Below are 12577 nucleotides of genomic sequence, written 5' to 3' on the forward strand. Positions count from 1 at the left end.
GTGTTGGGGAAGGCGGGCCCAAGCCTGCCCGCCCGATCGGCAGCGCACGAAGAGCGAGGGGTTGATGATCATGAAGCTGTAACAGGGCGTCACATTCGGTCCCAACATGCGGGATTCGCCGGTGAATTCGCTTGATCATGAACGCTTCTTTTCACTTCTGTGGCATTCACTGATCGGAAGGGTTTGTTTCCGTACGCTTCCGGTCGTCCACAGAAAGGGATCTTCCGATGCGCCACACCTGGGCCACCGTCGTGGTGAGCCTCGCAGCCGCGTTCACCACCGCCCTGTCCACCGGTGCCGCCGCCGCGCCGAGCGGCCAGGGCCCGCACCACCACCGTCAGTTGCTGGCCCGCGACGACTTCCGGCACGGCACCGGCCAGTGGTCGACCCAGCTGGAGAAGGGTGGCAGCGTCACGGCGAAGCACGGCGTGCTGGACGTCGACGTGCCCGCGGGGGCGTCGGTGTGGTTCAAGCGGCCGTTCTCGGGCCGGTACGAGATCGACTTCACGGCGACCCCGGTCTCGGCGGGCGGTGTCAACGACCGGGTCAGCGACCTCAACTCCTTCTGGAACGCCCGGGACCCGCGCTCCCCCGAGGACCTGTTCGCCAACCCCCGCAGCGGCGCCCTCGCCGACTACGACCAGCTCACCACGTACTACGCGGGCCTCGGCGCGAACACCAACACCACCACCCGGCTTCGCCGTTACGTCGGCGTGCCGGGCTCCCGGCCGCTGATCTACGACTACACCTCGCCGCTGCTCACCGCGAACGAGCCCAACCGCGTCCGGCTGGTCTCCGACGGCAAGCGCGTCCAGTACTGGGACAACGGCGAGCTGGTCTTCGACTACACCGACGAGGACCCGTACACCAGCGGCTGGTTCGCCTTCCGCACCACCTGGAGTCACTTCCACATCACCGACTTCCGTGTCTGGCGCCTCCAGGACGGTCACCGTGGCTGAGATATCGCGCAGAGACGCCCTCAAGGCGGCCGCGGCGGCCGTCGCGGCGACCCAGCTCTCCTGGGCCCTCGCCGCCGAGCCGGCCACCGCGGCGCAGGCCGCGGCCTCCGCCGACCCGGTCGAGGTCACCTGGCTGGAGGGCGGCACCCCCGCCGAGGCCCCCGGCACCACCTTCGGCGTGGCCTGGCCCCAGGGCGCGCTCCGCGCCGACCAGGCCTTCGCCCTCACCGCCGGCGACGGCACCTCCGTCCCCGTCCAGTCCTGGCCCACCGCCCACTGGCCCGACGGCACCCTGAAGTGGACCGCCCACGCGGTCGGCCCCGGCGCCGGGCCCGCCGAGAGCTACACCCTGGCCCCGGGCACGCCCGCGCGCGTGGACACCGCGCTCACCGTGGACACCAAGGGCGGCACGATCGACGTCGACACCGGCGTCATCCAGGTCAGCATCGCCAAGGCCGGCGCACACGACGTCGTACGCAGCATCAAGCGCGGCAACGCCACGATCGCGGGCAAGGCGGAACTGGTCGTCCTGCGTCAGCCGGAGATCGACGACGACTACGAAGGCAGCGGCTCCAGCGCCCGCTGGGAACGCTTCACCGGCCGCGTCGGCTCCGTCACCGTCGAGCAGGTGGGACCGGTGCGGGCCGTCATCCGTATCGAGGGCGAGCACGAGCGCGGACGCCGCTCCTGGCTGCCCTTCGTCATCCGCCTCTACCTGTACGCCGGGTCCGAGGCGATCCGGGTCGTCCACACCATCACGTACGACGGCACCCAGGAGGCCGGCAAGTCCGGCGGCGACTTCATCAAGGGCCTGGGTCTGCGTATCCGCGTCCCCCTCGCCGACGAGCTGTACAACCGGCACGTCCGCCTCGCCGGCGCCGACGACGGCTTCCTCACCGAAGCCGTCCAGGGCATCACCGGACTGCGCCGCGACCCGGGCCCGGCCGTGCGCGCCGCGCAGGTCAAGGGCGAGAGGCTGCCGGACATCGCCACCTGGGACACCCGGGTCTCCTCCGCCCTCCAGTACGTCCCCGCCTGGGGCGACTACTCCCTCGCGCAGCTGTCGGCCGACGGCTTCACCGTCCGCAAGCGCACCAAGGCCGGCCACGGCTGGATCCACACCACCGGCGGCACCCGCGCCCCCGGCTTCGGCTACGTCGGCGGAGTCAGCGGCGGACTCTCCTTCGGCCTGCGGGACTTCTGGCAGAAGCACCCCGCCCAGCTCGACATCCGGGGTGCCGACTCCGACGAGGCAAGCGTCACCCTCTGGCTCTGGTCGCCCGAGGCCCAGCCGCTCGACCTGCGCTTCTACCACGACGGCCTCGGCCAGGACACCTACGAGGAGCAGACCGCCGGGCTCAACATCACCTACGAGGACTACGAACCCGGCTTCGCCACCCCGTACGGCATCGCCCGCACCTCCGAGCTCTACCTGTGGGCCAACGCCGCCACCCCGACGGCCGACACGCTGGTCGCGCAGAAGGACGCGCTGACCACCCCGCCGCAGCTCGTCGCCGCCCCCGAGACCCTGCACAGGGCGGGTGTCTTCGCCGGGCTCTGGTCCCCCGTGGACCGCTCGACCAATGCCAGGAAGACCGTCGAGGACCGCCTCGACCTGCTCTTCGCCTACTACCGTGACCAGCGCGAACAGCGCCGCTGGTACGGCTTCCTGGACTACGGCGACGTCCAGCACACCTACGACCCGGCCCGCCACACCTGGTGCTATGACGTCGGCGGCTACGCCTGGGACAACTCCGAGCTCTCCACCGACCTGTGGCTCTGGCTGGCCTATCTGCGCTCCGGACGGGCCGACATCTACCGTTTCGCCGAGGCCATGACCCGCCACACCGGCGAGGTCGACGTCTACCACCTCGGGAAGTGGGCGGGCCTGGGCGCGCGGCACGGGGTCCAGCACTTCGGCGACAGCGCCAAGCAGGTCCGTATCTCGACGCCCGTCTACCGCCGTCTCTTCTACTACCTCACCGCCGACGAGCGCACCGGCGACCTGATGCACGCCCAGGTCGACGCGGACGAGACCTTCCTGGCCCTCGATCCCAACCGCAAGGTCCGCACCGACGGCTACAAGCCGGGCGACCGGCACGCCCTGTCCATCGGCTTCGGCACCGACTGGAGCGGCCTCGGCTGGGCCTGGTGGACCGAGTGGGAGCGGCGCGGCCCCAAGTGGCGGACGGCGAGGAAGAAACTGCTGTCCAGCGCCTCGACGATCGCCGCCCAGCCCAATGGTTTCGTCCAGGGCAGCGGCCTGTACGACCTCGACACGGGCGCCTTCGCCATCCAGACCGCCCCCGTCATCGCCGTCTCGCATCTCTCCGCGAGCTTCGGGCTGCCCGAACTGGCAGCCGAGCTGATCGGCGCTCTCGACGAGAGTGACATCCCGGGCTTCCGGGCCGCCTGGCTGGACTACTGCCGCTACTTCAACGCCACCTCCGCCGAGCAGAAGGCCCGCTACGGCGCGAGTTTCAAGGTGAGCCTGGTCCAGGGCCACTCCCGCATGGACGCGTACGCGGCGAGTCTGACCGGCGAGTCCGCGCTGGCCACCCGGGCCTGGACCAAGTTCGGCACGGGCGACGGCTATCCGGACGCGAGCACCTCATGGGCGACCACGAAGATCGACGGCCCCACCGTGCTCAACGCCGGTACCGACGCCCCGTGGATCAGCACCAACTCCACGTCGCTGTACGGTCTCGCGGCCATCGAGAACCTCGCCCTGGTCGGTGACACGCTGAACTGAGCCAGGGGTCGGGCCGGTCAGCCGCCGAGGTGGCGTTGGAGCCAGTCGGCGGCTGCTCGGCGGAACAGCCGCCGGTTGTCCGCGCGCAGGAACTCGTGGCCCTCGTCGCGCAGGGCGAGCAGCTCGGCGGGGATGCCACGTTCCCGGGCGGCCCGTACGAACTGCTCGGACTCCCCCGGCGGCACGTTGTTGTCGTGCTCGCCGTGGACGGCGAGCACCGGGACACGCAGCGCGTCGACGCGGCTCATCGGGGAGAGTGCGCGCAGCAGTGCCCGGTCGTGCTCCGGATGGCCGTACTTGTGCACCGCCGAATCGGCGATCCACGGCTCCGTACCGGCGAAGAAGGTCAGCAGGTCGGACATGCCGCAGACGGCGACCCCGGTGCGGAAGAGGTACGGATGCCGCACGAGGGACGCGAACGTCAGATAGCCGCCGTAGGAGCGCCCCATGACGGCCAGTCGGGTCGGGTCGGCGGGACCCGCCGTCACCGCGTGGGCCGTGCAGTCCGCGACATCGTCGAGCGCGGCGAAGCGGCCGGTGCCCAGGTCGGCGTCGACGAAGGACCTGCCGTGTCCCGAGGAGCCGCGGACGTCGGGGGCGAAGACGTCGAGACCGCGTCCGAGCAGTTCGTGGTACAGCGGGTTGAAGACGGGGCGTTCCTGTTCCTCGGGGCCGCCGTGGAGATGGATCACACAGGGGGCCGGCTCGCCCGGGGCGCGTCCCGGCGCCCTGTAGTACCAGCCGCTCAGGGGCAGCCCGTCCCGTGCCGCGAGGCGCAGGGGAACGGGCCGCACGGGTGGTCGGCCGGGCGGTACGGCGTCCTCGTCGCGGGAGGACCACGGGGTGCGCAGCAGGGACACGCCCTCGTGGGCCCACCAGACGCCCGGGCGGCGTTGCGAGCCGGAGAGCGCGAGCAGCATGCGCCCCGGCCCGGCCGCCACCACCCGGGTGACGACCTCGTGCGGCAGGGAGACGGGTCGCGCCGGTCCCGTGTCGTCCGGGCCGTGGCGGGCGCGGGACGTCTCGACGAGTTCGAGTTCGCCGGCGCCCTGGGCGTTCCACACCAGCACGGCGGTCCGGCCGTCGTGGGCCATCGCCAGCAGTTCCAGTTCCTGGTCCTCGCGCTGCGCCACGACCGACGTCTCGCGCGGCTCGCCGTCGGCGTCGAGCGCGAGCGCGAACAGCGCCGCGTACTCCCGGTCGGCGTTGCTGCGCAGCCAGAGGGTCCGCCCGTCCGGGGAGAACCGGCCGATCCACGGGTCGCCGTCGGCGACCGGCACCGTGCAGGTCGTCGTGGAGTCGGCGGTGCGCCGTACGACCGCCTCGCGCCGGCCGCGCGGCCCCCTGCGCAGCAGCGCGAGCGTGCCGTCGCGGCTGAGGTCGCACACGCGCAGGGTGGCGGCGTGTGTCTCCGTGGCGAGGAGTACCGGCGAGGCCGGACCGTCGGGATCGATCAGGTAGGCCGACAGCCCGCCGCCGGGCCGGACGGCGCGCGCCTCCGGTGCCGTGAGGTCGACAGGCGCCGGCGCCGTCCGTTGTCCGGAGTCGTAACGGGCCCCGCCCAGGAGCGTCGCGCGGCCGTCCCGGTCCGGCCGGTCGGGTGGCAGCGGGGCGCCGACGGGATCCCGGTCCGTCGACGCGTGTCCCCCACGGTCCGGGTGCGAGTGGGCGGTCACGGCCACGGTGACCGCGACGGCCGACCCGTCGTGCGTCCAGCACCCCAGGTAGGCGGAACTTCCCGGATCCGCTCCGGCGAGGATTCGGCGGCCGGTGCCGTCGGGCCGTACGCACAGCACGCGTGAGTGCTCGCCCCCGCCGGGCGCGGTGGTGTACGCGATCCAGCGACCGTCCGGTGACCAGGACACCTCCTTGACGGGGTCCGGGGAGGAGTCGAGCAGCCGCACCTCGTCACCGTCGACGGCCCCTGCCCACAGCTGCGGGACACCGCCCCGGTCGCAGATGAAGGCCGCCTCGGTGCCGTCGGCGGTGGCGGAGGGGTACCAGCAGCCGTGCGCGCGCAGCCGGGTCACCGCGTCGCGCGGGCCTCCCGCGTCGGGCAGCGGTACCGGGACGGGCGCGGCGGCGCGGGCGGGCTCGTGCGTGTCCGCCGGCCATGCGTCCGGCGGCTGTGGGGCCGGAGCCGCGGGAGCGGGCGTCCCGGGGAGATCCGCGGTCGGCGGCCGGGCGGGCGCCGCTGCCTGCGGCGCCCGCCCGGCCGCCTCGGCGGTCACTTGATCCCGTGCGTCTGCAGCCATGTCTCCAGCAGGGCCACCTGCCACAGGGCGTTCGCTCCCCGCTTGGTCCGGTGCTCGTCGGGCGCCGCCAGGAGTTCGGCCACGTACGACTCCTGGAACAGGCCGCGCTTCTTCGCCTCGGGTGCGCCGAGCGTCGCACGCACCCGGTCCAGGACGGGGCCCGCCATGTGCTTGACCGCCGGGACGGGGAAGTAGCCCTTGGGCCGGTCGACGATCTCCGGGGGCAGGAGCTTGCGGCCGGCTTCCTTCAGCACGCCCTTGCCTCCGTCGGACAGTTTGAGTTCCGGCGGGCAGGCGGCGGCCAGCTCCACCAGTTCGTGGTCGAGGAACGGCACCCGGGCCTCCAGGCCCCAGGCCATGGTCATGTTGTCGACGCGCTTCACGGGGTCGTCGACGAGCATGACGTGCGTGTCCAGCCGGAGGGCCGCGTCCAGGGCCGTCTGCGCCCCGGGGACCGCCATGTGGTCCTTGACGAAGCGGTCCGACACGTCCTCGTCGGGCAGCATGTGGGGCTGCAGAATCCGGGCGAGGTCGGCGTGCGGCCGGTCGAAGTACGTCTGGGCGTATCTGTCCGGCTCCTCCTCCCGGGTGACCTCCGCCAGCTCCGGATACCAGTGGTAGCCGGCGAACACCTCGTCCGCGCCCTGTCCGCTCTGGACGACCTTGACCTCCTTCGCCACCTGCTCGGACAGCAGGTAGAAGGCGACCGCGTCATGGCTGGTCATCGGCTCGCTCATCGCCGCGACGGCCCCGTCGAGGGCCGCCGACACCCGGCCGGAGGGAATCAGCAGCCGATGATGGTCGGTGCGGAACTCCCTGGCCACCAGGTCCGAGTAGACGAACTCGTCCCCTTCCTCACCCCCCTCCGACTCGAACCCCACGCTGAACGTCTTGAGGTCGTGCTGGCCCTCGTCGGCGAGCAGGGCCACGACCAGGCTGGAGTCCAGTCCCCCGGAGAGCAGGACACCGACCGGCACGTCGGAGACCATCCGGCGGCTTACGGCGGTGCGCAGCGCCTCCAGTACCGCGTCGCGCCATTCGGCGGGGGCCATGTCGGCGTACTCGGGCCGGCGGGTGTACGACGGCTGCCAGTAGTGGTGGTCGTGGTGGGTGCCGTCCGGCTCGACGACGCGCACGGTGGCCGGCGGGAGCTTGCGGACGCCGTTGAGGACGGTGCGGGGCGCCGCCACTGTGGCGTGCCAGCTCAGGTACTGGTGCACGGCGACCGGGTCGAGGGAGGTGTCGACGTCCCCGGCGGCGAGCAGGGCGGGCAGTGTGGAGGCGAACCGCAGCCGGCCCGGTGTCCGGGCCAGATACAGGGGCTTGATCCCGAGCCGGTCGCGGCCCAGCACGACCCGCCCGGTGCGGTGCTCGACGAGGGCGAAGGCGAACATGCCGTAGAAGCGCTCGACGCAGGCGGTTCCCCACTGCTGGTAGCCCTTCAGCACGACCTCGGTGTCGGACGTCGACTCGAAGCGGTGACCCAGCTGCTGGAGCTCTTCGCGCAGCTCCTGGTGGTTGTAGACGCAGCCGTTGAAGACACCGGTGATCCCGCCCCGGGCATCGGTCATCGGCTGGGCGCCGAACTCCGACAGATCGATGATCTTCAGCCGGCGGTGCCCCAGCGCGACCGCGCCCCGTGTCCACGTCCCCTGTCCGTCAGGGCCACGGGCGGCAAGACACTCGCTCATGCGTTCGACAGCGGCGAGATCGGGTCGCCGGCCGTCGAAGCGGATCTCCCCGCTCAGACCGCACATGTCGTACCGCCTCCCTGCCGCACGGCCTGGGCGGCCGGGGCGCGTTTTCGGGGCACGATCCGGGTGGTGTCGCTGGACATGACGAAACATCTCCTGTGGAGGTGGGTGAGGGAGCGGGCGCGCCCCGGCGGCCGTGACACCGCAGGGCTGTGCCGACCTCATGGCGTTCGCCGCCTCGTCAGAGGCCGATGGCCTCCGGCGCGCCCGAACCGAACGGGGGGCCTGTCGTGCTCGCGTCGGAGTACGGAAGGTTGACGCGCCCGAGCGACGCCGATCCGCGGTTTCTGCGTTCGCCCCGGGTCTCGGCGATCAACAGGTCTACGCAGGCCAGCAGATCCTCTTCCCGCGCCGTACGACGTATGCGTTCGGCGGCGCTGCCCTCGGCGAGGGCCTCGTCCGTCAACGCGCTGACCGTCGGCCAGTCGCCATGGGACTCCAGCGCGGGGCGCAGCCGGGCCAGCATCTTGCGCACGACCTGTTGCGCCGGGGCGTCCCGGTGGGTCTCGGGGTCCACGAGGGTGCCTTCGAGACCTGAGCGGGCGGCCCGCCAGGCGGCGCCGCGCAGCCACTCGTGCCGGCCCTGACAGGACGGCGCGTCGTCCTGCCGAAGCCGTTCCAGGGCTTCGGTCACCAGGGCGCGGAACAGTCCGGCGACGAGTACGACGGTCTCCGCGCGCGGGCAGGCGTCACAGATCCGCAGTTCGAGGGTCGGCAGATGCTCGGAGGGGCGTATGTCGTAATAGATCATCCCGGCGTCGGTGATGATCCCGGCCCGGACCAGGTCGCGCACCGCGGCGTCGTACTCGGCCGCGCTCGGGAAGCAGCCGATCGGGCCGGCGGTGGGCCACCGCTGCCAGAGCATCGTGCGCCAGCTGGCGTAGCCGGTGTCGGAGCCCTGCCAGAACGGTGAGCTGGCGGACAGCGCCAGGAGCACGGGCAGCCAGGGCGAGACCTCGCACATCACCCGTACCGCGGTGTCGCGGTCCGGTATGTCCACATGGACCTGGGCGCCGCAGATGAGCTGCTCGTCGGCGACCTGGCGGTACTCCTCGACCATGTGGTGATAGCGGGCGTCTGCGGTGGGCTGCCCGGAGGAGGCGGGTGCCAGCGGCGCCGTGCCCGATGCCACCGCGGCGAGGCCGAGCGAGGCGGCGGCACGGTCGAGCCGGCGCCTCGTACGGGCCAGGTCGCAGTACAGGTCGTCCAGGGACGCGTGCACTCCGCTGTTGGATTCCACGATGGACTGGTGCAGCTCACTGGTGAAGGTCCGCCGGGGAAGCCGTCGCAGGATCGGATCGGCTCGTGGGACGAGCAGTCCGCTCTCCACCTCCAGAACGTGGAACTCTTCTTCCACTCCGATGCACATGCTCACGGTCACTCCTTGAGGGCATCGATGCCTTCCGTCCCGGGGAGTGCGGTCACCCACCGGAAGGATGCGACGGCTGTGACAAGCACCGGGTTCCCCGGACAGCGACGAACAAGCTCAGATTTGCACCTTTGGCCTGCTATCTTCCCAGATGAGCGTATGAGCGCATCTTCTACGGGACAGACGGACCCCAGCCCCTCACGGTCGGCCGTCACTTTGCGCCAGCGGTGGTGCGGGGCCGGGTCAGCAGCCCGCCCAGGGCGATCATGCCGAGGGCGAGAACGAAGTGCAGCCGGTTGTCGGCCGTGTTCAGCGGCACGAAGTTCGCGGCGCTGTCGTGGCCGACGAACAGGCCGTACAGCCAGAGCACCAGATAGATCGCGCCGCCGGCCAGCAGGAACGTGCCCGCACCGGAAACGGTGCGGGCCATGGCCACCCCCGCCACACCGAAGGCCAGGTGGACGAGGTTGTGCAGGACGGAGACCTGGAAGAGCCCGAGCAGTTCGGCGCCGGATTCGTGCGAGGCGAACGTCATCGTGTCGTAGTGGGTCGTGATCCCCGGGACGAATCCCAGGACGCCCACCAGCAGGAACACCACGCCCACCAGCAACGAGGCCTGCCGTACGGGCGAACGAGAGGTGGTCGACGTACGCGCGTGCGTGGTCATGGGAGCCCGGACCTTCCCTCGGGACGCCCCGGTGGGCGCCGTTGCGCGGCGAGTACCCCGGCACCACGACACAACCCTGCCGTGCGTCCGGATCCCGGGCCGGGTGCCTGAAGCGGCGGCGCACGCGCGGGGCGGCTGTCGCTGTCAGGCGGCGCCGGTGATCCCTGGGGCGACGAAACGCCGGTGCAGCGGAGCGAAGGCCGTTTCCGGGACGCCTTCGATGCCGACCTTCTCGATCGCCGGGGCCAGCCGCTGGGCGAGGAACCGCTGGAACGCCTCCTCCGACTCCCAGACGTCGATCACCCGCAGCCCCTGCCCGTCGAACCAGGCCAGATGTACTTCACCGCCCGCCGGGCCGACCTCCTCCCAGTCGACCGCGTCTCGCACCATGTCGTACTGCTCAGGGCTTACCCCGGCCCAGCTCATCGTCATCACTACTGCCATTTTCCCGCCCCCTGCTTTCCGTTCCGGTGTGCAGGAGCATCGTCCCGCCGTGGGGGCCGCCGACGAAGAGCGCACAGAGGTGCGGCATCGCCGGGGTCCGCCCCGCACGCCCGGCGTGCGGCCCTGAGAGGCGCGCCTGCTCGTCAGCGGGATCGGCGTGCGTTGAGCCGGGCCGCCTGGCGGGTCAGGTGGTCGCGTTCGGCGAGGTTGGGCGCCTTCAGGGCCGCCTCGGCGTAGAGACGTGCCGCTGTCGTCAGGTCGCCGTCACGCTCGTGGAGGTAGGCCGCCACCGCGGTGTGGCGGGGCAGGGTGTCCTCCAGCGCGGCGAGCGCGGCCAGGCCTGCGCGCGGTCCGTCGGCCTCGCCGACGGCCACCGCGCGGTTGAGGCGGACGACGGGGCTGTCGGTCAGGCGTGCGAGTTCGTCGTACCACTCGACGATCTGTACCCAGTCGGTCTCCTCGGCGGTGGGCGCGTCGGCGTGGAGGGCGGCGACGGCGGCCTGCGCCTGGAACTCGCCGAGCCGGTCGCGGGAGAGGGCTGCCTGGAGGACGGCGACGCCCTCGGCGATCGACTCGGTGTCCCATCGGCCGCGGTCCTGCTCGGCGAGCGCCACCAGGCTGCCGTCGGGGGCGGTGCGGGCCGAACGGCGGGCGTGGTGGAGCAGCATCAGGGCGAGCAGCCCCGCCACCTCGGGGTGGTCGACCCGCGCCGCGAGCTGCCTGGTGAGCCGGATGGCTTCGGCGGAGAGGTCGATGTCTCCGGAGTAGCCCTCGTTGAAGACCAGGTAGAGGACGCGCAGGACGGTGGCGACGTCGCCGGGCTGGTCGAACCGTATGCCGGAGACGGTCCGCTTGGCCCGGCTGATGCGCTGGGCCATGGTCGCCTCGGGCACCAGGTAGGCCTGGGCGATCTGGCGGGTGGTCAGCCCGCCGACGGCGCGCAGTGTGAGCGCGACCGCCGAGGAGGGGGTCAGTGACGGGTGGGCGCACAGGAAGTACAGCTGGAGGGTGTCGTCCGTCGCGGGCGTGGGCCCGGGGGTCGGCTCCTCGTCGACGCGGTCCTCACGCCTGCGCCGGGCCGTGTCCGCGCGGGTCGCGTCGAGGAACCGGCGCCAGGCGACGGTGACCAGCCAGCCCTTGGCGTCCCGTGGCGGGTCGTCCGGCCAGACGCGGACCGCCTCGACCAGCGCGTCCTGTACGGCGTCCTCGGCCGCCGCGAAGTCGGCTCCGCGGCGGACGAGAACGGCGAGCACGCTCGGGGTGAGGCTGCGCAACAGGGCCTCGTTCATAGACGCTGTCACTCCGTGACGGCGCAATGCTCGGCCATGAACGGGCGCAGTTCGAGCCACTCGTGGATCGGCTTTCCGCCGGCTCCGGGGGCGGCCGACAGTTCGCCGGCCAGTTCGACGGCGCGTTCGTAGCTGTCGACGTCGATCACCATCCAGCCGGCGATGAGGTCCTTGGTCTCGGCGAACGGGCCGTCGGTGACCGGCGGACGGCCCTCACCGCCGTACTGGACGAACGTGCCCTCGGGGGCGAGCGCCTGGCTGTCCACGAACTCGCCGGTCTCCTCCAGCCGGGCCGCGAAGTCGCGCATGTACTGCACGTGCGCCGAGATCTCCTCCGGCGTCCACTTGTCCATCGAGACGCAGTTGACCGGAGCCGGGGCGCCTCGGTAGTGCTTGAGCAGCAGGTACTTGGCCATGATGGTTCTCCTCGGTGCTGGTGCGGCCCATTGTGGTCGCTTTCACTTCGAGGACGGAGCCGGGCACGGGTTCTCGACATCGTCGGCGGACTTTTTTCGGATTTCCCCGTAAGGCCTGGTCAGCCGCCTCCAGTGCAAGCCGCCGGTACCACCCACCGCAGCTACGGCGTGGCGTGCGCGCTCCCTCACAACTCCAGGCGGAACAGGCTGCGGGCCGGGTCGACCACGACGGGGAGCAGGAGGCCCACGCGAAGTGCCGGGGGCGACGAGTGCCTCCAGGTCGTTTCGAACGTCTGCACCCCCGGCCCACTGATCCGCAGCCCTGCGGCGACCCCGGTCGACTCGCCGTCGTCCCAGTCGGTGAGGCTGGTGACCTCCGCCGTGACCGCGATCCCGACGGCGTCGAGCCGCCGGTTGTTCTCCCTCTCGCGCTGGGCGTGGAACCAGATCGCGAGGCCCAGCGGGGTGCAGAGCACGGTGCACAAGACGCCCCCGAGCAGGAAGTCGAGATCGGCGAAGAAGGTGAAGGCCAGCAGGACCGGTCCGCTCAGGCAGAGCGTCACGGCGGTGGAGTACAGGATCAGTGCTTCGAACGGACCGACCCGGTCCACCTGCGCCGGCCCGGGGCCGTCAGCGCAGTCCGGCATCTCAGGTTTCCGGTCTGTCGGCCAC

10 protein-coding genes are annotated in these 12577 nt (G+C 71.7%); 2 read left to right on the forward strand and 8 right to left on the reverse strand.

What is annotated here, in order from left to right; all coding sequences use genetic code 11:
- Positions 1–227: 227 nt before the first annotated feature.
- Positions 228–959, forward strand: a complete 732-nt coding sequence (locus tag OG241_RS01595; protein WP_405813103.1) for a DUF6250 domain-containing protein — start codon at positions 228–230, stop codon at positions 957–959.
- On the forward strand, positions 952–3711 hold the full coding sequence (locus OG241_RS01600) for a Tat pathway signal sequence domain protein (RefSeq protein WP_405813104.1): 2760 nt from the start codon (positions 952–954) through the stop codon (positions 3709–3711). Before OG241_RS01595 ends, OG241_RS01600 begins: the two co-directional genes overlap by 8 nt.
- A gap of 17 nt (positions 3712–3728) precedes the next feature.
- Here the strand turns inward: OG241_RS01600 and OG241_RS01605 are convergent, their stop codons facing one another.
- The 8 genes from OG241_RS01605 to OG241_RS01640 all read right to left on the reverse strand — a co-directional run bounded on the left by OG241_RS01605 (position 3729) and on the right by OG241_RS01640 (position 12552).
- Positions 3729–5966 (reverse strand): S9 family peptidase, encoded by a 2238-nt coding sequence (locus OG241_RS01605; protein ID WP_405813106.1) that lies wholly within the window; start codon positions 5964–5966, stop codon positions 3729–3731.
- Complete coding sequence (locus tag OG241_RS01610) at positions 5939–7723, reverse strand: N-acetylglutaminylglutamine amidotransferase (RefSeq protein WP_405813108.1); 1785 nt, start codon at positions 7721–7723, stop codon at positions 5939–5941. The genes OG241_RS01605 and OG241_RS01610 overlap by 28 nt, the downstream gene beginning before the upstream one ends.
- A 178-nt stretch (positions 7724–7901) precedes the next feature.
- Positions 7902–9089 carry a glutamate--cysteine ligase gene (locus OG241_RS01615; RefSeq protein WP_405825992.1) on the reverse strand — a complete coding sequence of 396 codons (1188 nt, stop codon included), beginning with the start codon at positions 9087–9089 and terminating at the stop codon, positions 7902–7904.
- Positions 9090–9300: 211 nt separating this feature from the next.
- On the reverse strand, positions 9301–9756 hold the full coding sequence (locus OG241_RS01620; RefSeq protein ID WP_405813110.1) for a DUF4383 domain-containing protein: 456 nt from the start codon (positions 9754–9756) through the stop codon (positions 9301–9303).
- Between the two features lie 144 nt (positions 9757–9900).
- Entirely contained in the window at positions 9901–10200 is a 300-nt protein-coding gene (locus tag OG241_RS01625) for a hypothetical protein (protein WP_405813112.1), read from the reverse strand.
- A gap of 143 nt (positions 10201–10343) precedes the next feature.
- Entirely contained in the window at positions 10344–11489 is a 1146-nt protein-coding gene (locus tag OG241_RS01630; RefSeq protein ID WP_405813114.1) for an RNA polymerase sigma factor, read from the reverse strand.
- Positions 11490–11497: 8 nt separating this feature from the next.
- Complete coding sequence (locus OG241_RS01635) at positions 11498–11905, reverse strand: YciI family protein (RefSeq protein WP_319091876.1); 408 nt, start codon at positions 11903–11905, stop codon at positions 11498–11500.
- A gap of 185 nt (positions 11906–12090) precedes the next feature.
- Entirely contained in the window at positions 12091–12552 is a 462-nt protein-coding gene (locus OG241_RS01640; RefSeq protein ID WP_405813116.1) for a hypothetical protein, read from the reverse strand.
- Positions 12553–12577: the final 25 nt, after the last annotated feature.

This window comes from Streptomyces sp. NBC_01390, from assembly GCF_045040105.1.
GTDB lineage: Bacteria > Actinomycetota > Actinomycetes > Streptomycetales > Streptomycetaceae > Streptomyces.